Below are 21,427 nucleotides of genomic sequence, written 5' to 3'. Positions count from 1 at the left end.
GGGTCCAGGTCGCCGCGGAAGGAGAGGTGCCCGTCGGGGTGCGTGGCGAGGCGCAGCGTGCGGCCCTCGGTGGGGTCGGGCTCGGGGCCGTCCTGATCCAGCCAGGCCAGGTGCCGGTGCACCGCCATCCGCAGCTCCGCATGCGGCCGCTCGGTGGCGAGCCCGGCCAGCACCCGGTCGATCTCGGCCAGGTCCACCCCCCGCTCCGCGGCGGCCGCGCGGTTGTCCGGGCGGGTGATCGGCTCCACCACCGCCACCTGCTCGGCGCTCACCCGCCCGGCCGCGTGCGCCGCGGCCAGCGCGGGCAGCTGCTCCAGCGCCCGCCCGTTGCGCACCACCCGGCCGGCCTCGACTCCCGACAGGTGGGCGTGCCCGCGCAGCCAGGAGGCCATCGTGGTGAGCCCGTCGTGCTCGGGCGCCTGCGCCAGCTCTCCGCGCCGGACGGTGCGGGCCAGCTCGGCCTCGAGCCGGTTGCGGGCGGCCACCAGCGCACGGGTGCGGTCCAGCAGCTCGGGGGCGCCGCACCCGAACAGGTCCTCGCCGGCCAGCCCTTCCAGCGCCGCGGTCAACCCGGCCACGACACCCCCTCCGCGACCCGAACACATGTTCGAATCCTAGTCCGCATGGGCCGGCGGAGCCAGGGAAATCCCCAGGTCAAAGCCCTGTCCACACGTTCAGGCTTCATCGCCGCGGCTGGGGATTCTGGTGTATGAGGCCGCTCTCCGCGGTCCGTCCACGGGAGGCTCCGCCTCCCCGGTCCGATCGAACGGCGCCGCTCGTCGGCGCCGGAGCCCACCCAGCGCCCTCGACGACGAGGAAGAGTTGCTTGCCACAGGCGGGTGGGGGCCGGCCGATCGAACCGCCCGGCGGTCAGGCCGGCGGGCCGCCCAGGAGCAGGTGCCGGAGCATGTGCATGGCGAGGGTGACCGCCCGCTGCCGCACCGCCGAGCGCGAACCCGGCAGGACGACGGAGCTCGGCCGGCTGCCGTCGGGCCCGATCACGCACAGGTGCACCGTGCCGACCGGCTTGTCCGGCGTTCCGCCGCCGGGGCCGGCGATCCCGGTGATCCCGACCCCCACGTCAGCACCGAAGCGGGCGCGCGCACCCTCCGCCAGGGCCGCCGCCACCTGGGTGCTCACCGCGCCGTGCTCGGCCAGCATCTCCGCGGGCACGCCGACCAGGTTCTCCTTCGCCGAGTTCGCGTACGAGGCGACCCCGCCCAGGACCCACGCCGAGGAGCCGGCCCGCTCGGTGAGTCGCGCGGCCAGCAGACCGCTGGTACAGGACTCCGCCGTCGCGACGGTGAGCCCCTTCCCCGCGAGCGCATCGGCCACCAAGTCGTCGACGGTCGGCCCGGTGGAGAACAGCTGCTCGCCGTGCGCCTCCCTGAGCACCGACATCAGCCGGTCGTAGACCGGCTGGGCATCGGGACCGTAGCGGGTGACGATCTCCAGCTCGCCGTCCCGCAGGCAGGTGGTGATCTCCAGGCCGGGGAACTCGTGCTGCCGCAGCGTCGCCGCCAGTTGCGACTCCAGCGTGCCCCACAGCCGCACGGTCTCCTGGTACAGCTCGCTGCGCGCAGCCAGGGCCTGCTGCACCGGCTCGGCGGCCAGCGCCGCCGGCCACATCCCCTGCAGCTCCGGCGGCGGCCCGGGCAGCACGACGACGGCCGGCCCGGTGCGCCCCTCGGCAGGGGGGACGACGAGGCCCGGCGCCGTCCCGACCGGCGGGAGGACCGTCGCCCCGGCGGGGACCATCGCCTGCTTGCGGACGCCGGCGGCGGTGGCCTCGGCGTCGGCCCGCCAGCGACGGCCGTCCATGAGTCCCTCGACGATCCCGGCGATCTCCCGCTCCAGCGACGGGTCGAGTGCCATCGGGCGGCCCTGCACCTCGGCAACGATCTCGGCAGTGAGGTCGTCGGCGGTGGGGCCGAGCCCGCCGGTGGTGAGGAGGAGGTCCTCCCCCGCGGCGATGAGGAAACCCAGGGCCGCCCGCAGATCCTCGGGCCGGTCGCCGACCACGAGCACGGTGCCGACGTCGACGCCCATGCGGCGCAGCTGCTCGGCCAGCCAGGGGCCGTTGCGGTCGCTCACCCGGCCGGTGAGCACCTCGGTGCCGGTGACGACGATCCCTGCGCGCGCGACCACCCGGCCGACCCTAGTGACCGCGGGGACCCGCCGGGCCGCCTCCCCGGTCATCGGCGGCCGTCCGGATAGCGTCCCGGGGACGAACTGGTCCGCCCCCGGGCCACCGCGCGCGAGCGAGGAGGAGCCGTGTCTCAGCCCATCATCAGCCCGCAGCCGACCGCCCAGTCGGATCCGGAGCACCCCGTGACCGCCGAGATCCCGGTCGCCGCGACCGTGGCCGGCACCCAGCAGCTGCCGCGCATCGACGTGCCCGGCGCGGAGGTCCCGGCGGAGACCCCGGTGCAGCCCACCGGGCCGGTCGACTTCGTCCCGGGACTGCCCGGCGTCGGCACGCTGCCGCCGCCCCCGAAGGCCGAGGAGCCGAAGGCGCCGAAGCAGCCCCGGACACCGCAGGACCGGGCCGCGCTCATCGGCACCGGCCTCGCCGCGCTGAGCCTGGTGCTGCTCGAGCTGGGCCTCGTCCTCGGGTTCGGCGCCGCGTCGTTCTGGTCGACGGTTCCCCTCTGGTCGGCGTTCGCGACCCTCGCGACGGTGCTGGGCCTGCTGCCCTCGGTGGCCCGCTTCGCTCCCGGTGCCCGGCTGCGGTCCGACGCGTCCTGGCGGATCGCCGCCGGCGGGCTCACCGGGGTGGCGGTGTTCTGGGTCCTCGTGGTGTTGCCCGGGGTCGACAGCAACCGCGGGTTCGTCCTCACCGCAGCGCTGGCCGCCCTCGGCGCCGCGCTGTGGGTCGCTCCGGCCCGCCGGTCCTGACCCGCCGGGGGCGGTCAGTCCCGGCCGCGCCCCCCGTTCCCGTTCCCCCGGCCGTTCCCGTTGCCCCGGTCCTTGTCATGCCCGGCGTCCTTGTCATGCCCGGCGTCCTCGTCCTCCTCGTCGTCGACCGGAGCCGGCGCGGGGGCGGGCGCCGGGGCGACCACCTCCGGCACGTCGACCTGCGGGACGACGACCTCGGGCTCGGGGGCGGGCGGGGCGGTGGCGAACCCGACCGTCACCAGGTCCCCCTCGGCCAGCCGGCCGACCGGCCCGACCGCGGTGGCCGTCCCGGAGGGGACGTCGGAGCGCTCCTCGGCTTTCCGCAGCACCCGCAGGCCCCGATCGACAAGCTCGGCCTCGACCTCGTCGACCGGCCGGCCGACGAGGTCCGCGGCGATCACCAGGATCCCCTCCGGCCCCTCGTCCACGGCCACCGCCGCGCTCGTCGGCGTCCCGTCGTCCCCCGCCAGCTGCAGGGCCCCGATGCCGATGCCCACGCCGGCCAGCAGCGCGGCGAGCGGCACCAGCACCCGGCGGCGACGCAGCGCGGACGGCACCGCAGCAGCAGGAAATGCACTATCGGGAAGCGCGGCGGGGAGGGGCAGGTTCTGCGTCGCCGGCAGGACCGGCGGGAGCGACCGGCCGGCACGGACGTCGTCCACGGCCGCCCGGAACGCGGCCCCGTCGGCGAAGCGCTGCGCCGGGTCCTTCACCAGCGCCCGGGCGACCAGGGTGCGGACGGGACCCGGGACGTCCGCGGGCAGCGGATCGGGCTCGTCCCGCAGCTGGGACAGCGCGATCTGCACCGGGCTCTCGCCGTCGAACGCCCGGCGGCCGGCCAGGCACTCGTAGGCGATGATCCCCAACGCGTAGACGTCGCTGGCCGGGCCCGCCTTGGCGCCATCGGCCTGCTCGGGGGACAGGTAGTGGGCGGTGCCGACGACCTGCCCGGTGCGGGTCAGCGGCACGCTCGAGGCCGACCAGGCGATCCCGAAGTCGGTCATCTTGACGATGCCATCCGCGCCGACCAGCACGTTGCCGGGCTTGACGTCGCGGTGCACCACACCGGCCGCGTGCGCGACGGCGAGCGCGGAGGCGGTCTGGCCGATGATGTCCAGCGTGCGCGCCGGGTCCAGCCGCCCTTCGCGGGCCAGCAGCGACGACAGCGGCTCGCCCTCGACGAGCTCCATCACCAGGTAGGCGAGGGTCTCCCCGCTGCCGTTGGCGGCGGTCACCTCGCCGTAGTCGTGCAGCGCGGCGATGTTCTGGTGCACCAGGCGCGCGGTGTGGTGCGCCTCGGCGCGGAACCGGGCGAGGAACGTCGGGTCGCCGGTGTACTCGCTGCGCAGCAGCTTGACCGCCACGGCACGGTCGAGGAGGCGGTCCCGGGCCCGCCACACCTGTCCCATCCCGCCGGTGGCGATCAGGGTGAGCAGCTCGTAGCGGTCCCCGAGCATGCGTGGCCCTGGCTCCACCTCGTGCCCCTCCTGACCTCGCCCGCCGTCCCCCGGCGGCCCTCCAGCCTGCCACCGTCGCCCCGGTCGGACACGTCGGGGAGCCGACCGCGGCCCGTGCCCCTCAGTCCTCCAGCGGTGCGGCCGGCGACGAGGGGGGAGTCGAGGGAGCAGTCGACGTGCCCGGCGACGACGGCGCGCTCGTCGACGGAGGGGGCGACGACGGAGGCGGTGACGAGGACGGCGGTGACGGGGCGGCCCTCGTGGTCGGCGGTGACGGGGCGGCCCTCGTGGTCGACGGTGACGGCGCCGGGCCGGTGCCGGGCAGCTCCTCGGGCTGCGCGCGCGGGCTCGGCGTCCGCTCCACGGGGGCGGGGGCGGGCGTGGGGGCCGGCGCGGTCGTCCGCGGACTCCGCTCCCGGGAGGGCGTGCTGTCCTCCTCGCCGGTGACGCTCGCGACGGGAGGGGATCCCGCTCGCGGCGCGGACGTCTCGGGCGGGGCAACGGCGAAGGAGACGAGGACGTCGTCGCCGGCCGACAGCTGCACCCCGGTCGGGGACACCCCGGTGACCATGCCGGGGAGGGCGTCGCCGCTGACCTGCTCCTGGCGGTTCACGAGCAGCCCGCGTGCGCTGAGCGACAGCGCCACCTCGTCGACCGGCCGGCCCAGGTAGTCCCCGGCGTCGAGCACGACCTGCTCGCCGTCGCGGGTCTGAGAGGCCCCCACGGTCATCCGCCCCTGGCCGTCGGAGACCACCGCGAAGACCGCGGCGGCGGTGGCGGCGCCCAGCAGGAGGGCGACCAGCGGCACGAGCACGGCGGCCACCCGCCGCCGGCGCGGCCGGGGGGACGGCGGGGGCGGGCTGCTGGTGCCGGACGTGCTCCCCGGGCCGGTCGCCGGCACGACGGCCGGTGGCCCGCCGTCCGGCAGGGCGGGCGGGGGGAGCACCGGCACGGCGCGGGTGGGTGAGGGCTCGGGCTGCGGGTGACCGGCCCGCAGGTCCTGGATCGCGGCCACGAACGCCGCACCGTCGGGGATCCGGACCCCGGGCTCCTTGCACATCGCCCGGCGGATGAGCGTGCGGACGTCACCGGGCAGGTCGGCCGGCAGCGGATCGGGGTCCTCCCGCAGCTGCTTGAGCGCGATCGTGACGGCGTTCTCGCCGTCGAAGGCCGGGTGCCCGGTCAGGCACTCGTAGCCGACCAGTCCCAGGGCGTAGACGTCGCTCGCCGGGGTCGGGTGCTGGCCCTCGGCCTGCTCCGGGGCGAGGTACTGCGGGGTGCCCATCACCTGGCCGGTCTTGGTGAGCGGCACGCTGCCGGCGGACCACGCGATGCCGAAGTCGGTGATCTTCACGCTGCCGTCGTCGCGGACCAGGATGTTGCCCGGCTTGACGTCGCGGTGGACCAGGCCGACGCGGTGGGCCTCGGCGAGCGCGGCGGCCGTCTGCTCGAGCACCGCCAGCGTGGCCCCGGCGTCCAGCCGGCCCTCCCGCTGCAGCACCGCCGACAGCGGCTCGCCCTCGACCAGCTCCATCACCAGGTAGGCCAGCGTCTCGCCGCTGCCGTCGGTCGCCGTGACCTCGCCGTAGTCGTAGACGGCGGCGATGTTCGGGTGGCTGAGCGCCGCGGCGTGCTGGGCCTCGGCGCGGAAGCGGGCCAGGAAGGTCGGGTCGCCGGTGTACTCGCTGCGGAGCACCTTGACCGCGACGGGGCGGGCCAGCAGCGCATCCGTGCCGCGCCACACCTGGCCCATGCCGCCGGCGGCGATCAGGGAAGCCAGCTCGTAGCGGTCTCCCAGGTGGCGCCGACCCGGCTCGACCACGGTGGCTCACCCCTCGCCTGGACTCGGCCGCTCGGCTGCGACCCGAGGGCGCCGGTGCCCTCGGTGCAGGATGTCCAGTCTCCTCCGCCGGTACACATGCGCAGGCAGGGTCCTGCGTCACCCCTCGAAAAGGGTGCGCCCCCACCAGTCGTCGTCCCCCTGGACACCGGGCGGGCAGGCGAAGACCGCCGACGACGTGTGCCGGATGTACTCGTTCATCGCGTCGGTCCGCAGCTTCCGCTGCACCTGGACGAAGCCGGTCGCCGGATCACGCTGGAAGGCGATGAAGAACAGCCCGGCATCGAGGCGGCCCTCCCCGTCGGTGCCGTCGACGAAGCTGTAGCCACGGCGCAGGATCGCCGTCCCCGCGGTGTTCGGATGGGACAGGAACACGTGGCTGGTCTCCGGGATGGCGGGCCGGCCGTCGGCCTGCGCGGTGAGGTCGACCGGGTCGAACTCCGCCCGCCGGCCCAGCGGGGCGCCGCTGCCCTTGGCGCGGCCGATCACCGCCTCCTGCTCGCCCAGCGGGGTCTCGTCGAACGCCTCCAGCAGCATCCGGATGCGGCGGGTGACCAGGTACGTGCCGCCGACCATCCAGTCGACGCCGTCCCCCGGGGCGACCCACACGAACCGGTCGAGCGCCTCGGCTGCCTCGGCCTTGAGGTTGTTCGTGCCGTCCTTGAAGCCGAACAGGTTGCGGGGCGTCTCCTGCCCGGTGGTCGTCGACGACGTCCGTCCGAAGCCGAGCTGCGTCCAGCGGACGCGCACCACCCCCTGCCCGAGCCGGATCAGGTTGCGGACGGCGTGCACGGCCACCTGCGGGTCGTTGGCGCAGGCCTGGATGCACAGGTCGCCGCCGCTGATCGCCGGGTCGATCTCGTCGCCGTCGAAGGCGGGCAGCTCGACCAGCGGCGGGGGCCGGCGGGAGGCCAGGCCGAAGGGGTCCCGGCCGTCGGCGGTGGTGAACAGGGTGGGCCCGAAGCCGATGGTCAGCGTCAGCCCGGACGCCGGCAGCCCGAGCGTCTCGCCGGTGTCGTCGGGCACCGCGGCCGGCGCCCCGTCGGCCGCCCCGACCGGCCCGGCACCGCGGCCGGCCGTCAGCCGCCGCGCGGCCGCCGTCCAGGTCCGGAGCATCCCCGCCAGGTCGTCGCGGCTGTCGGTGAGGACGTCGAAGGCGACGAAGTGCAGCCGCTCCTGCGCCGGGGTGACGATGCCGGCCTGGATCGGACCGGTGAACTCCACGGCGTCGGCGGATGCCGGCCCGGCAGGAGCAGCCGGGGCGAGGGCCGAGGCGTCCTCCGCGGTCACCCGCCCGATGAGCCCGCCGGCGGCGCCGGCCGCGAGCACGCCCGCGGTCCCGGCGCCGGCCAGCCCGAGGAGCCGGCGGCGCGAGACGCCCGCGGGCCGCGGCGCTGCCGCGTCGTGCTCGGTCACGGCGTCGTCCCCCGTCGTCCATGGCGCCCGGCCGGCGGGGCCGCCGCCGCGCCACGATACGTGCGGCCGGCCGACGTTGCGGCGACGTTGCAGGGCTCGCGCCGACCCCCTTGCCAGGCGCAACCGTCGACTGTGACGGTGGGCACATCTCATCCCTCAGTCGCGAGGAGACCCCCGTGCCCAACGTGCCCGACATGACCGACGTCCTGGCCGATGCCCCCACCAACTGGGGCAAGTGGGGGCCCGAGGACGAGGTCGGCTCCCTGAACTACCTCACCGCCGAGGAGGTCCTCCGCGGGGTCCAGCAGGTCCGGCAGGGGCGGGTGTTCACCCTGCAGCGGCTGATCGGTGACCCCAAGGGTGACCCGGTCTGGCCCGGTCGCTCGCCGGCCGAGCGGACGATGATCCTCGACGAGTCCAGCTGGGACTCCCCCGACGCCCCGCAGTTCCCCGGCGGCCTGCACTACGCCGACGACAAGATCAACGCCTTCCTGCAGGGTTCCACGCAGTACGACGCGCTCGGCCACGTCTGGTACGGCGGGCAGATCTGGAACGGCTACGACGCCCGGACGACGGTCGGCGGCTTGGACCGCGCCAGCGTGGAGCCGATCGCCCGGCGCGGCGTCGTGGGCCGCGGCATCCTGCTCGACATCGCCCGGCACCGGGGGAAGAAGACCCTCGACAAGGGTGAGGCCTTCACCCACGAGGACCTCATGGCCTGCGCCGAGGCCCAGGGCACCCGGATCGAGAAGCACGACATCCTCATCATCCGGACCAACTTCCTGCAGCTGTTCCACGACCAGGGCGAGAAGTTCTACGAGGGCTTCAACGAGCCCGGCCTGGTCTACAGCCCGGAGCTGGTGTCCTGGTTCCAGGACATGGAGATCCCCAACCTGGTCACCGACACCATCGCCAACGAGGTCACCTACGACCCCAACAACGGCACCGCCCTGCCGCTGCACTGCGCCCTGATGCGCAACCTGGGTGTCGCGCTCACCGAGATCTGCGACCTGGAGGCGCTGGCCGACAGCTGCGCGGAGGACCGCCAGTACACGTTCCTCTACGCCGCCGCCCCGCTGAAGGTGCACCGGGCCACCGGCTCGCCGGTCAACCCGCTGGCGATCAAGTAGGCGTCATGGGCATCTACGCGGAGCGGCCGTGGCTGGCCCTCTACGCCGAGGGCCAGCCGGCCGACATCAGCCCGGAGCACGCCACGATGCTCGAGGTCTTCGAGGCCTCGCTCGCGGCCACGCCGGACGCCGTCGCGATCCGCTACTTCGACGGCGTCCTCACCTTCGCCGACCTCGACGCGGCCTCCGACGCGCTGGCGGCGGGGCTGGCCGAGGCCGGCTTCGCCCCCGGCGACCGGATGGGCCTGTACGTGCAGAACGACCCGGCGTTCGTCATCGGGCTGCTCGGCGCGTGGAAGGCCGGGGGCGCGGCGGTCGCGATCAACCCGATGAACAAGGCCCGCGAGCTCACCTACCTGCTCACCGACTCCGGCGCCACGGCGCTGCTGTGCCTGGAGGACCTCTACGCGTCGGTGGCCCGCGGCGTGCTGCCGGAGACGCAGGTGCGCACGGTGGTCACCTGCTCGCCGCTGGACCGGCAGGCGCGGGACGACCCGCGGGTGCTCGGCGACGTCGTCCGTGCCCGGCCGGAGGAGACCCTCGACCTGGAGGAGTTGCTCACCACCCACGCCGGGAAGGAGCCGACGGCGCCCGCCCCCGGCGGGGAGGACGTGGCGATCCTGACCTACACGTCGGGGACGACGGGCGTGCCCAAGGGCGCGATGAACACCCACGCGAACATGGTGTTCAACGCCGAGGCCTACCGGGAGTGGATGCGGCTGACGCCGGCGGACAGCGTCCTGGGTGTCGCGCCGCTGTTCCACATCACCGGGCTGGTCGGGCACATCGCCGTCGCGCTGCTGGCCGGCTGCCCGCTGGTGCTGGCGCACCGGTTCCATCCCGAGGTGGTCATGGACGCGATCCGGGAGCACCGGCCCACGTTCACCGTCGGGTCGATCACGGTGTTCATCGCGCTCTCCGGCGTCGAGGGGGTGACGGCTGCGGACTTCGCCTCGCTGCGCACCATCTACTCCGGCGGCGCCCCGATCGCCCCGGCGGTCACCGACCAGTTCGAGGCGCGGACCGGCCGCTACATCCACAACATCTACGGCCTCACCGAGACCAACTCCCCCTCGCACGCGGTGCCGATGGGGCGGCGGGCGCCGGTGGACCCGAACTCGGGGGCGCTGTCGGTCGGAGTGCCGATCTACAACACCGTCGTCCGCATCCTCGGCGAGGACGGCGAGGAGCTGCCGCCCGGGGAGATCGGGGAGATCGCCACCTCGGGCCCGCAGGTGGTGCCCGGCTACTGGGGCAAGCCCGAGGCGACGGCGGAGTCGCTGCCCGGCGGCGAGCTGCGCACCGGCGACGTCGGGTTCATGGACGAGCAGGGCTGGTTCTACCTGGTCGACCGGAAGAAGGACATGATCAACGCGGCCGGGTACAAGGTGTGGCCGCGCGAGGTCGAGGACGTCCTCTACGGGCACCCGGCGGTCCGCGAGGCGGCGGTGGTCGGCGTCCCGGACCCCTACCGGGGCGAGACGGTGAAGGCGTTCGTCTCGCTCAAGGCGGGTGCCGCGGCGACACCGGAGGAGCTCATCGCCTTCGCCAAGGACCGGATGGCGGCCTACAAGTACCCGCGGTCGGTGGAGCTGGTCGACGAGCTGCCGAAGACGACGACCGGGAAGATCCTCCGCCGCGAGCTGCGCGACCAGAGCGCCCCCGCCACGCCCACCGGCTGACCCACCCGGTCGAGATCGCGCGATCTCGTACGCTCCCGCCCCAGGGAGCCGGCGAGATCGCGCGATCTCGCCGCAATCAGGAAAGAGGTGGGGCGACGATGCCCGAGACCGTGACCCGCGCGGACGCCGGCGGCGTCGCCACCATCACGATGCGGAGCGCGGGGCTCACCTCCCTGTCGCGCCGCGAGCTCCTGGACGTCGTCCGCGAGGTGGACGCCGACGCGTCGGTGCGCGCCGTCGTCATCACCGGCACGGGGCGCGCCTTCTGCGTGGGCCAGGACCTCGGCCAGCACGTCGAGGCGCTGCGGGGCGACGCCGCGACGTCGTTGTCGGTGGTCGAGGACGAGTACAACCCGCTGATCCTGGCGCTGGCCGCGCTGCGGGTGCCGGTCGTCGTCGCGATCAACGGCGCCTGCGCGGGGGCGGGCCTCGGCATCGCGCTGGCGGGTGACCTGCGGATCGCCGCCGCAGGCGCCAAGTTCACCACCGCCTTCGCCGGCATCGGCCTCTCCAGCGACTCCGGGCTGGCGTCGCGCCTCGTGCACAGCGTCGGCGGCTCGCGGGCCACCGAGCTGCTGCTGCTGCCCGAGCCCTTCCTCGCCGAGACCGCCGCCACCTGGGGTCTGGTGCACCGGGTCGTCGAGCCCGCGCAGGTGCTGCCCGAGGCGCAGGCCCTGGCCGCCCGGCTGGCCACCGGACCCACGGCCGCCTACCGGGCGATCAAGACCGTGCTGGCCACCGCGGCGACCGACTCGCTCCAGGACACCCTCGCGCTCGAGGCCAAGCTCCAGACCGAGCTCGGGCGCACCGACGACCACCGGGAGGCCGTGGAGGCGTTCCTGGAGAAGCGGGCCCCGCGCTTCACCGGTCACTGACCGCAGCGGCTGCACTCCTCCCGGTACCGACACGAGGAAGTCCCGCAACCGGCCGCCGATCGCCCGGCGGGAACGGTCCCGCCCGGTGGCACCCTCGGGCTCCGCGTCGGAGGGGGGCCTCGTGGTCGAGCCGGTTGGTGCACGTGGCAGGACGGCGTCGGCCGAGGGATCGACGGCGGCCCACCGCCCGCTCCCCCGCCGGCCGACGGTGATGACCGGCAACGTGGCCCAGGAGCTGCCACCGCCGCGCCCGGCCCTCACCAGCGACCTCGCCCCGCCGGTCGGCCGGTCCGACGGCGCCCGCCCCGGCCCGGTGCGGGCCACGGCCGCGCTGTGGTGGGCCGGGTGCCTGGCCGCGCTCGTCGGGCTGGTCGCCGCGCTGGTCGACTACGCGGACCTCGACGCCCGGCTCACCGCGACCGCCACCGCGGAGGACCCCTCGGCCCCGGCCGAGCTCCTCGCCGACGGCGTGCGCGCCACGATCGCGGTGGTCGCCGGCGGCGTGGCCCTGCTGGTCGTGGTCTCGCTCGTGTGGGTGGCGCTGCTGCTGCGCCGCCGGTCGTGGGCCCGCTGGGCGCTGCTGGCCACCCTGCTGCCGACCCTGCTGGTCCTGGACGTGGCGCAGAGCGTCGTGGCCGGGGACGCCGACCTGGACCGGATCGCGCTAGTGGTCGCGGCCGGCCTGCTCGCCGTCGCGCTCCTCCCGCTCCTGGCCGGCTCCGCCCGCGACTGGTTCCACCCCGCCCAGAGCCGACCCCTCAGCGGCTGACGGCTCGGGGGCCGGCCGCTCGGGGGCCGGCCAGCCGTCCAGCGCGGCGAGCACGGCCTCGCACGCGGCCACCACGCCGGCCGCGGCCTCGGCGCTCCGGCGATCGGCCAGCGGGTCGGCCGCCGCCCAGCGCCAGCGCTCGAGTGCCGCCCGCGCCGCAGCCCGCAGGACGTCGGCGGGAGCGTCCCCGGCCAGCCCGAGCCGCGCGGCGGGACCGGTCCCCGCGGCCCCGAGCAGCCGCTCCCCCTCCTCCCGCAGCTGCGCAGGCAACGGGCCGTCGGCCGCCCGGGACCGGGCCAGCAGCTCGAGCTCCCCGAGGTCGGTGGCCGCGAGCCGGACCCGCTCGAGCTCGGTCCGCAGAGCCTCCGCGCCCTCGACCGGGTGCTCGCCGACCACCCGCTCCAGCAGCCGCAGCGCCGTCCCGGCCTTGAGCTGCGCCCCGCGGCCGGTGAAGTGCACCCGCAGCAGCCGCTGCAACTCGGTGAGCCCGCTGCGCCGCAGCAGCTCCTCGGCGAGGGCCGGGGCGTCGGGCACCCCGGCGCGGACCAGCGTGATCGCCAGCCGGATGCCGAAGAGCCCCAGCCGGTCGAGCAGCGCGAGCCGGACCTCCCGCGAGAGCGGCACCGGCGCCTCCGGCCGGGTGAAGCGGTCCGGGGTCAGCAGCATGCGCGAGACCTGGCCCTGGTCGGCGCCGGCCAGGGTCCGCAGGGCGACGAAGTCCCCGTGCCGCAGGGTGCGGCCGGCCAGCGCGAGCAGGCCCGCGACCGGCAGCACCGCCGAGCTCACCGCCCGGATCACCGGGTCTTCGGACATCCGGCGGGCGACGACGTCGGCGGCACGCAGCGCGTCGAGCCGCCCGGACCCGACCTCGTCGGCGCGGGAGAGCACGGTGATCGTGGTCGTGTGCGCGCCGGCGGTCCCGGTGGCGGCCTGGAAGGCGGCGAGGAAGGCGACGTCGTCGGGCTGCGGCTGGCGGGTGAGGAAGACGACCGCGTCGGCGCCCGCCGGTGCCTCGTCGGCCGCCAGGAACGTGCTGGTGCGAGCGCTGGTGCCGGTCGACAGCGACGAGAGCCCCGGGGTGTCGATCACCGTGGCCGGCTGCAGATCAGCGGCCGGCCAGTCCACGACCAGGTGGCCGACCTCGGCCGGGTCGGTACCGGCCAGCTCCAGCCGCAGCCCGCCGTCGGCCCGGCGGACCGGCAGGCCCCGCTGCTGCCCGTCGATGCCGTGCAGGACGACGCGCGGGGTGGCGCCGTGCCGGTAGAGCGTCACCACGCGGGTGCACTCGCCGGCGTCCGTGGGGGCGATCCGCGCCCCGACCAGGGCGTTGAGCAGGGTTGACTTGCCCGACTTCACCCGGCCGACCAGCGCCAGGCGCATCGGCTCGTCCAGCCGCCGGCGCTGGGCCCGCAGCCGGTCGGCGACCGCCAGCTCGGCCCGGTAGAGCTCCAGCGCCCGGTCCAGCAGGACCCGGACGTCGTCCACCGTGGCGGCCTCGCTCACCGGGCCGCCACCGCCGGGGCCGCCAGGCCGCGGACGTCGGCCGCGAGCCGGTCCAGCTGCTCGAGCCGCAGCCGCAGCGACCGGACACGGGCGTCCCGCTCGGCGGTGGCCTCCTTCGTCGTCCGCTGCGCGGCGGCGACGGCGTCGGCCAGCGACCGCGACATCTCCTCGGCGGTGTCGGTGATCAGGTCGCGCAGCGTGCGCTGGACGGTGCGGAGCCGGTCCTTCAGCTGCTTGCCCACCTGGAACACCACCTCGTCCAGGTGCCGGCGGACCACCGCCTTGGCCTCGGACTGGCGCCGCTGCACCCGCTGCTTCCGGTCGTCGTTGTACGCCTTGCGGCCCAGCAGCACACCGGCAGCCAGCGAGATCGGGTTGATGATGGCCATGCCGGCGAGGCTGGTGACCAGCCCGGTCATCAGGACGCCGGTGTAGGAACCGCGCAACCCGATGAGCGTCCGCTCCCGCAGCGTCATCGACCCGTCGTCGATCAGCGGGAGGTCGACCAGGCTCTCCAGCGCGTCCCCGGCCGCCCCCACCGTCAGCGCCGGCACGGCCGCCCCGCCGTCCCGGGCGAACTGGGCGATCACCTGCTCGGCCAGCCACTCGGAGCGCTGCTCGGCCCACACGTAGCTGTCGGCCACGGCGGCCGCGATCCGCTGGTCCAGCCACTCCGCCAGCTCGCCCCAGATCGGGCCGGGGTCCTCGGCGTCGATGGCCTCCTCGGCCTCGCGGGTGACCACGCGGGAGCGGTCGCGCAGGTCGAACTCGATGTCGCTCATCAGGTCGGTGACGCCGTCGGCCAACACCTGCTGCCACCGGGAGGAGCGCCGGCGCAGCTCGTCGGCGGCGTTCCGGGCCTGCTCCAGCCCGCGCAGCAGCTGCTCGCGGCCCGCCGGGTCCTCCAGCGTGGCCAGCTCGGACCGCAGCGCGAGGGACAGGTGCTCGGTCACCGCCGACAGGTCGTGCACCAGGGCGCGGCGGGCCAGCGCATCGGCCCGGTCGACCACCTCCCGGCGCAGGTGGGTGATCAGCGCGCCGATGCCCGACTCCTCGTGCAGCTCCCGGTCGCGGTGCTGCACGGCGAGCGCGGCGAGCGTGGCCGAGACCGGGAAGACCGGCGCGTCGATGCCGTGGGTGGCGAGGTGGCCCCGGTCGAGGTCGGCGATCGTCCGCCAGTGCGGGGAGGCGTCGGTCTTGGTGAGGACGCACAGGACGGTGGGGCACAGCGCGGTGGCCTGCTCGAGGAACGCCATCTCCGGCGCGGTGAACTCCTGGCTGGCGTCGGAGACGAGCAGGACGGCGTCCGCGCTGGGCAGCAGGTCCACCGTCCGCAGCGCGCGGGCCGTCCCGACCCCGCCGACCCCCGTGGTGTCGACGAGCTCGAGGCCACCGTCCAGCAGCCGCCGCGGCAGCTCCACCTCCGCCTGCACGACCCGCTCGGCGCCGGGGCCCACGACCCGGGCGGCCACCTGGTCGATCGGCACCGGCACCCGCTCCGTGTGCCCCTCGGCCGGTTCGGCACCGGCCTCGCCCGTCGCCCCGGTGGCGAGCACCAGCGCCGCGCGGGGCACCTCCCCGGACCGCACCACCGTGGGGACGACGGTGGCGATGTCGTCGGCCACCGGGCATACCGGCGCGCCGACCAGCGCGTTGACCAGCGAGCTCTTGCCCTGCTTCGACTCCCCCACCACCAGCACGCGCACGCTGGGCGCCCGGTTGCGCGCGCGGGCCTGCTCGAGCCGCCGGTGCAGATCCGGCCGCTCGCACACCTGCGCGAGCGCCAGAGCCCGGTCGATCAGCTGGGCTGATGAGACCACGGTCACCTCCTCGGTACTGCCGTCCTACCACCGGACGCGCTCGCCGGGTGGCACGAGTCCGGTCCCGACGCCAGGAGGCGCCGGGACCGGGCCGTGGAACCCCCGGTGGCGGCGACGGGTTCAGCCGCCACCGGGGAGACCGGTCAGTCGTCGATGTGCCCGCTGTTGGCGTCGCCGCCGAGAGCCACCGCGTTGTCCTCGAACTCCAGCGACGTAGTCTCCTCGTAGGTGAAGGAGTCCTCGATCTCCACGGACTTATCGGTGTTGTAGGAGTCCTCGATCTCCACGGACTTGTCGATCTCGGAGTTGAACGAGTCCTCGGTGTTGAACGAGTCCTCGGTGTTGAACGAGTCCTCGGTGTTGAACGAGTCCTCGGTGTCGAAGGAGTCCTCCACCGACACGTCCCCGTTCACGAAATCGCCGTCGCCGGTGTTGAGGTTGACGTCCTCGACGTCGACGTCGACGTCGTTGACCTCGCCGCCGCGGTCGGCGATGTTCGTGTCCTTGTTGCCGCTGTTGGTGATGTCGCCGTCCACCAAGGTGCCGTCGCCGGTGTTGAGGTTGACGTCCTCGAGGTCGACGTCGACGTCGGTGTTGCCGACCTCGTTGTCCTCCCCGATGACCGCGTCGCCGCCGACGTGGTTGCCCGAGTTGGTGTTGGTCTCGCTGTTGTCCACGTCGATGTCGCCCTTGACGTCGCCGCCGACGCCGACGCCGCCGTCGTCGACGATCACCGAGTCCTCGACGTCGCCGAAGATCGCCTGCGAGTCGCCGCTCACCCAGATGCCGTGCGAGGCGTCGATGTCCACGTCGATCTCGGTGTTCACGTAGGTGAACTTCTGCTCGATGTTGTGCAGGTGGGTGATGACCGTCGTCTCGCCGCCGTGGCCGTGGTCGCGGCCGTAGTCGTGGTCGCGGCCGTGGTCGTCCTTCTTGTCGTCGTCGTCGCGGTCGTGCTTGCCGTGGCCGCCGTGGCCGCCGTGGCCGCCGTCGTCGTCGCGGTCGTGGGCCGGCTTGCCGCCGCCGTGACCCTTGTCGTCGTCGCAGCTGTCGTCGTCGTCCCGCCACCCCACCTGGGAGTAGTCGCGGACCATCGGCATCAGGTCGTCGACGTCGGACGGCGAGGAGTCCGAGAGGCCGGCGGCGTCGAGCGCGCCCTGCGGGTCGTCCTCATAGGCCTTGGCCTTCGCGGGGTCGCTGAACAGGTCGAGGATGAAGTCGAGCAACGTGCTGGCGAGAGTCGACATGGCTGGCACTCCTGGGTCTGGGCGGTGATCTGAGCCGTCCGCCATCGGCCGGCTGGCGAAGCGCAGTCCAACCGGCGTCCCGTGGCCCCGGCATCGGGTGCCCGTCCCCTCGTCCCGCTGCCCCGTTAGGGGGTGCGCGCTGACTCCCCGTTAGGGGATGCGGGGTGTCGCCCCCCACTTACCGTCCGAAGACGGTCCTGGCATGGGAACCGTGGGACACATGAGGTCCACGCGTTCTACGTTCCGCAGCGCCCGGCCGGCTCGAGGCAGGCCTCCGGCGGAAGCGATCAGGGGGACCTGTGCACAACGGCGAGTTCGGGTTGGGGATCGACATCGGCGACGCGAGCGTCGCCGCGGCGATCTGCGGGAACGACGGCGGGGCTGCGCGTCCCGCCGAGCCCCTCGACCTGGGCGGTGAACGGGCGACGGCGCCGGCGTGGTTCGCCGTGGACGCCGACGGCGAGGTCACGTTCGCGCCTACCGACGACGCCGGCGCGGTCTCCTCCGTCATGGCCCGGATCGGGTCGCCGACGCCGATCTACGCGGGCGATCGGCCCCGGGCCGCCGCGGAGGTCGCCGCCGGCGCCGTGCAGCGGATCCGGGAGATCGCCGCGCAGCGCGCCGGCCGACCGGACTCCTGGACGGTGGTCGCCGTCCCACCCTCCTGGGGCGGGCACCGCCGTGCCGTCCTGGCGCGTGCGCTGGAGGCCGCGGGTGTTCCCCGCTTCTCGCTGGTCTCCGGCGCGGTCGCCGCGGCCTCCCACCACGTGGCGCGCGGCGACCTGCCCGCCGAGCCCACCGTCGCGGTCTACGACCTGGGCGCCCGCACGCTCGACCTCGCGGTGGTCGGCCCCACGCCGGACGCGCCCCTGGACCATCTGGCCCTCCCCCCGGCGGCACGCCCGTGGGGTGGCCGGGACGTCGACGACGTGCTGGTCGGCCACGTCCGCCGCTGGACCGGGCCGCTCGAGGGCCCGGCCGGGCGGAGCCGGGGGCGCGCGCTGCGGGCCGCCTGCGTCGCGGCGAAGGAGGAGCTCTCGGCCGAGACCGCGGTCCGGATCGACCTCGACGGGGGCACGGGCGGACCGGTCCGGCTCACCCGCGAGGAGCTCGACGAGCTGATCGCCGACCCGGCGCAGGCGTCGGTGGAGGAGGTGGTGGCCGCGGTGGCCGCTGCCGGGCTCGCCGTCGAGGACCTCGACGCGGTCGTGCTGGCCGGCGGGAGCGTGCGCCTCCCGCTGGTGGCCGAGGCGCTCTCCGGGGAGCTGGGCCGGCCCCTGGTGGTGGCGGCCGAGCCCGCGCTCACGGCCGCGCTGGGTGCCGCGGCCCTGGCCTCCGACGCCCTGCTCGCCGACGCCCTGCTCGCCGCGCTGCCGGAGGGGGCCCCCGAGCCGCTCGCAGCCCCGCCCGTGTCGGCTGACATCGCGCCGGTCCCGGACCCGGCCACCGGCCCGGTTCCCGCCCGCCGGCGGCGCGGTGTGCGCCCCGCGCCGGCCGCGGTCGCGCCGCCCCGCCGACCCGCCGCGGGCCGGCCCGGGCAGCCGGCGACCGGGTCCCGCATCCGGCGGGGTGCGGCCGTCACCGGGCTGTCCCTGGGCCTGCTCGTGCTGCCGCCGGCCCTCGCCGGCGTGCTCGGGGTCGATGTGACCGCGACCCCCACGGGGGAGGGGGTCGCCGAGGCGCAGGATCCCCAGGACACCGGGCCGGTGGCGACCGGCCCGGCAGACCCGGCCGGCGGCGCGGCGGTCCACGGGGCTGCCGCTCCGCCGGCCGGCTGGACCGCCGCCACCGCGGACGGCGTCGTGGCCGGCACCGGCCTCGGCGGGGCCCCCGGTGGCGCGGCCCGGCCCACTCCCGCGACGGCGCGCAGCGGCTCCGGGTCCTCGGCCACCGCCCCGACCTCGCCGGCCCGGGCCACACCGTCCGCTTCCTCGCCGCCTCCAGCGACCGGCGCCGCCGCACCGCCGTCGGCCGCCCCGACGCCGGACCCCTCGCCCTCCCCGGAGCCTGCGCCCACCCCCGCGCCGCTGCCCGAGCCCTCCCCGTCGCCCGCTCCCTCGCCGCCGCCCGAGCCCTCGCCGGCACCGACGCCCGAGCCCTCCCCCGAGCCGTCGACGGCGCCCCCGCCGCCCGACAGCGGGACGGCCACCCCCGACCCGGCGACGCCGTGATCGCGGACCTCCGCACCGCCGGCGCCGTGGCGGCCGGCGACGGCTCCGACACCGTCCGGGCGATCGCCGGCCGGCCGGGGACCGCCGTGACCGTGCAGGGCCCGGGCGGCACGGGGAAGTCGGTGCTGCTCGACGAGTTGGCCACCGCCTGGGACCGGACGGGGGTGGCCGTGGTCGACGGGCACACCGCCGAGCCGGCCGATCCGACCGGGGAGTTCGCCGTCCTCGTCGACGACGCACACCGGCTGACCGACGATGCCGCCGGCCACGTGCGCCGCCTGCTCCGCGCCCCCGGCGCGCGGGTGGCGCTGGCCTACCGGCCGTGGCCGCGGCCCGCGGCGCTCACCCGGCTGCTCGCCGACCTGGGTCCCGACCGCCGTGCGGTGGTGCTCGGCCACGCCGACCGCACCCAGGTGCGGACCTGGGCCCGCGAGCACCTGGGCGAGGCCGCTCCCGCGGGCCTGGTCGATGCCGTGCTGACCCAGACCGGCGGGCTGCCCGCCCTCGTGCACCCGCTGCTGCGCGCGCTGGCCCGGCGCGGCGGTGAACCGGTGCCCGGCGGCAGGCGGCCCGGGCAGCTGCCGGTGCCCGCGGAGGTCCTCGACCGGATGCGCACCGCGCTGACCGCCCTCGACGAGGAGACCCGCGCGCTGCTGCACGCCGTCGCCGCCGGTGCCCCGCTCGAGGACGAGGTGCTCGGCGAGGTGCTGGAGCTGCCCGCCGTGCACGCGGCGGAGCTGATCGATGCCGGCCGGGCCTCCGGGCTGCTGCTGGCCAGCGGCGCCGTCGTCCCCCTGGCCCAGGGGGTGCTGCTCGCGGCGACCCCGCCGGACGTGACCCGCCGGACCCGGCGTCGGCTGCTGGCGTTGCTGGTGGACCGCGGGGAGGAACCCCTGGAGCTGGCGCGCCGGCTGGCCGCCGAGCGTGTCCGCGACCCGCACGCGGCGCAGCTGCTGGAACGGCTCGGGGACGCCGCGCTCACCGCCGATCCCGCCCTGGCCGCGCAGCTGCTCGGCGAGGCGGCCCGGAGCGGGGCCCCCGTGGCGGGGCTGGCGGCGCGCCGGGCGCAGGCCGCCGCGCTGGCCGGGGACCTCGACCGCGCGCTGCAGTGGGCCGACACCGTCCTGGCCGACGGCTCCGCCCCCGACCGCCCCCGGGCGGCCGGCGTGACCGCGGCGGTGCTCGCGCAGCGGGGGCTGCCGGCCCGCGCGGCCGCGCTCTACCGCCTGGCCGGTGCCGAGCGGGCGGGATCGGCGGCGCTGGCGCTGCTGGCCACCGGCGCCCGCGACGAGGCCACCGCCGTGCTGGAGGCGGCCCGCAAGGCGCAGGGGCTGCCCACGATGCAGTCGGTCAGCGAGGAGCTGATGGCCCAGGGCGTGGCGCAGTCGCTCCAGCCCGGCGAGAACGCCGCCGACGAGATCGCCGCGGCGCTGTCCACGCTCACCCGCGCGGCGGCCCTGCTCGAGCCGGTGGGCCGCACCGCGCTGCTCATGGACACCCCCGCGGCCCTGGCGGCGCTGGTCGCCCTGCACAGCGGGGAGCTGGGCGTGGCCGACTCGGTGCTGCAGCGGGCGGTGGGCTCCGACGTCGGCGGCCCGCCCTGCCGGTCCCGGCACCTGCTGCTGCTGGCCTGGATCGCGATGCTGGCAGGCCGGATGTCGCAGGCGCAGGCGTACATGGCGCGGGCACGGGCGGCCGGCGGTGGCACACCAGATGCAGGGGACCCCGGATCGCGCGACCTCGAACCGCACGGCCTCGAACCCCGCGACGAGGTCTTCCTCCAGGCCCTGGAGGTGGGCCTGGCCCGCCGCAGCAGCGACGTGCCGGCGCTGGTGCGGGCGTGGGTGCGGGCCCGCGAGGCCATCGTCCGCTACCCGGTGGACCTGTTCACCCTGCTGCCCCTGGGCGAGCTGGTGGTGGCGGCAGCGAAGCTCAAGGACGCCGATCGGGTGCGCCCGCACCTGACCGAGGCGCAGGCGCTCCTCGACCGGCTGGGGAGCCCGCAGCTGTGGGCGACCTCGCTGCACTGGAGCGGCGCGCAGGCGGCGATCCTCACCGGCGACCCCGCGGCGCTGCGGCCGCACGCGGCGGCCCTGGTGGCGGCGGCCCGGACCAGCCCGTACGCCGCGACGCTCGCCCGCGCGGGCCGCGCGTGGCTGCGGGTGCTCGCCGACGACGTCGACGCGGTGACGGTGGTGGCTGCGGCCGAGCAGCTCACCGCGGTGGGGCTGGGTTGGGACGGGTCACGACTGGCGGGGCAGGCGGCGGCGCGGGCGACCGACCCGCGGGACCGGGCCACCCTGCTGGCGTGTGCCCGCACGCTGGCCGACAGCGCCGGCTGCGAGGCGACGGCGGCGGTGCCCGCGCCCCGGCGGGCGGGGGAATCCAGGCCCGCCCCGGCACCGGTATCGGGCCAGCTCAGCGAGCGGGAGCGGGAGGTGGCCCGCCTGGTGGTGGCCGGGCAGACCTACCGGGAGATCGGGGGCCGGCTCTACATCTCGGCCAAGACCGTGGAGCACCACGTCTCGCGGATGCGGCAACGGCTGGGGGCGAGCAACCGGTCGGACCTGCTGGCCCGGCTGCGGGCGGAGCTGGCCGAGGGCGCCTGATGAAGGACAG

General features: G+C 76.0%; 15 protein-coding genes. 7 read left to right on the top strand and 8 right to left on the bottom strand.

Annotated elements, in window-relative coordinates; translation table 11 throughout:
• The coding region (locus tag BMZ50_RS19620; RefSeq protein WP_177212897.1) for a DUF222 domain-containing protein at positions 1-578 on the bottom strand (578 nt) is incomplete at its 3' end.
• 292 nt (positions 579-870) lie between these two features.
• Complete coding sequence (locus tag BMZ50_RS19615) at positions 871-2,148, bottom strand: competence/damage-inducible protein A (RefSeq protein ID WP_091328612.1); 1,278 nt, start codon at positions 2,146-2,148, stop codon at positions 871-873.
• Between the two features lie 126 nt (positions 2,149-2,274).
• On the opposite strand from BMZ50_RS19615, the gene BMZ50_RS19610 reads away from it, so the two are divergent.
• Entirely contained in the window at positions 2,275-2,898 is a 624-nt protein-coding gene (locus BMZ50_RS19610; RefSeq protein WP_091328561.1) for a hypothetical protein, read from the top strand.
• A gap of 14 nt (positions 2,899-2,912) precedes the next feature.
• On the opposite strand, the gene BMZ50_RS19605 is transcribed toward BMZ50_RS19610, so the two are convergent.
• The 3 genes from BMZ50_RS19605 to efeB all read right to left on the bottom strand — a co-directional run bounded on the left by BMZ50_RS19605 (position 2,913) and on the right by efeB (position 7,611).
• Positions 2,913-4,355 (bottom strand): protein kinase domain-containing protein, encoded by a 1,443-nt coding sequence (locus tag BMZ50_RS19605; RefSeq protein ID WP_091328558.1) that lies wholly within the window; start codon positions 4,353-4,355, stop codon positions 2,913-2,915.
• A gap of 121 nt (positions 4,356-4,476) precedes the next feature.
• Entirely contained in the window at positions 4,477-6,177 is a 1,701-nt protein-coding gene (locus tag BMZ50_RS19600; protein ID WP_091328554.1) for a serine/threonine-protein kinase, read from the bottom strand.
• A gap of 117 nt (positions 6,178-6,294) precedes the next feature.
• Entirely contained in the window at positions 6,295-7,611 is a 1,317-nt protein-coding gene (gene efeB, locus BMZ50_RS19595; protein ID WP_245753746.1) for an iron uptake transporter deferrochelatase/peroxidase subunit, read from the bottom strand.
• Positions 7,612-7,787: 176 nt separating this feature from the next.
• On the opposite strand from efeB, the gene BMZ50_RS19590 reads away from it, so the two are divergent.
• From BMZ50_RS19590 to BMZ50_RS23815, 4 genes are all read left to right on the top strand, one after another.
• The gene (locus BMZ50_RS19590) at positions 7,788-8,741 is read left to right on the top strand and encodes a cyclase family protein (protein ID WP_091328548.1); all 954 of its coding nucleotides are present in this window, start codon (positions 7,788-7,790) and stop codon (positions 8,739-8,741) included.
• 5 nt (positions 8,742-8,746) lie between these two features.
• Positions 8,747-10,423 carry an AMP-binding protein gene (locus BMZ50_RS19585; protein WP_091328545.1) on the top strand — a complete coding sequence of 559 codons (1,677 nt, stop codon included), beginning with the start codon at positions 8,747-8,749 and terminating at the stop codon, positions 10,421-10,423.
• Positions 10,424-10,521: 98 nt separating this feature from the next.
• Positions 10,522-11,298: an enoyl-CoA hydratase-related protein gene (locus BMZ50_RS19580; protein WP_091328542.1), complete on the top strand. Its 777-nt coding sequence runs from the start codon at positions 10,522-10,524 to the stop codon at positions 11,296-11,298.
• 211 nt (positions 11,299-11,509) lie between these two features.
• A complete protein-coding gene (locus tag BMZ50_RS23815) occupies positions 11,510-12,067 on the top strand; it encodes a hypothetical protein (protein ID WP_177212896.1) in 558 nt (185 codons plus the stop codon).
• Here the strand turns inward: BMZ50_RS23815 and BMZ50_RS19570 are convergent.
• From BMZ50_RS19570 to BMZ50_RS19560, 3 genes are all read right to left on the bottom strand, one after another.
• Entirely contained in the window at positions 11,963-13,570 is a 1,608-nt protein-coding gene (locus BMZ50_RS19570; RefSeq protein WP_091328537.1) for a dynamin family protein, read from the bottom strand. The genes BMZ50_RS23815 and BMZ50_RS19570 overlap by 105 nt on opposite strands.
• Positions 13,567-15,390 carry a dynamin family protein gene (locus BMZ50_RS19565; RefSeq protein WP_091328609.1) on the bottom strand — a complete coding sequence of 608 codons (1,824 nt, stop codon included), beginning with the start codon at positions 15,388-15,390 and terminating at the stop codon, positions 13,567-13,569. Before BMZ50_RS19565 ends, BMZ50_RS19570 begins: the two co-directional genes overlap by 4 nt.
• 143 nt (positions 15,391-15,533) lie before the next feature.
• Positions 15,534-16,637: an IniB N-terminal domain-containing protein gene (locus BMZ50_RS19560; RefSeq protein ID WP_091328533.1), complete on the bottom strand. Its 1,104-nt coding sequence runs from the start codon at positions 16,635-16,637 to the stop codon at positions 15,534-15,536.
• A 299-nt stretch (positions 16,638-16,936) separates the two neighbouring features.
• On the opposite strand from BMZ50_RS19560, the gene BMZ50_RS19555 reads away from it, so the two are divergent.
• Positions 16,937-18,808 (top strand): Hsp70 family protein, encoded by a 1,872-nt coding sequence (locus tag BMZ50_RS19555; RefSeq protein WP_091328530.1) that lies wholly within the window; start codon positions 16,937-16,939, stop codon positions 18,806-18,808.
• Complete coding sequence (locus BMZ50_RS19550; RefSeq protein WP_091328527.1) at positions 18,805-21,417, top strand: helix-turn-helix transcriptional regulator; 2,613 nt, start codon at positions 18,805-18,807, stop codon at positions 21,415-21,417. The genes BMZ50_RS19555 and BMZ50_RS19550 overlap by 4 nt, the downstream gene beginning before the upstream one ends.
• Positions 21,418-21,427: the final 10 nt, after the last annotated feature.

Origin of the sequence: Geodermatophilus ruber (genome assembly GCF_900114385.1) — a bacterium.
Lineage (GTDB): Bacteria > Actinomycetota > Actinomycetes > Mycobacteriales > Geodermatophilaceae > Geodermatophilus > Geodermatophilus ruber.
This window is presented reverse-complemented; position numbering and strand designations above follow the sequence as displayed.

Excerpts from the sequence above, each read along its gene's own strand:
- BMZ50_RS23815 (WP_177212896.1), top strand. The coding sequence starts at position 11,510 with ATGACCGGCAACGTGGCCCAGGAGCTGCCACCGCCGCGCCCGGCCCTC.
- BMZ50_RS19605 (WP_091328558.1), bottom strand. The coding sequence starts at position 4,355 with ATGCTCGGGGACCGCTACGAGCTGCTCACCCTGATCGCCACCGGCGGG.
- BMZ50_RS19585 (WP_091328545.1), top strand. The coding sequence starts at position 8,747 with ATGGGCATCTACGCGGAGCGGCCGTGGCTGGCCCTCTACGCCGAGGGC.
- BMZ50_RS19560 (WP_091328533.1), bottom strand. The coding sequence starts at position 16,637 with ATGTCGACTCTCGCCAGCACGTTGCTCGACTTCATCCTCGACCTGTTC.
- BMZ50_RS19580 (WP_091328542.1), top strand. The coding sequence starts at position 10,522 with ATGCCCGAGACCGTGACCCGCGCGGACGCCGGCGGCGTCGCCACCATC.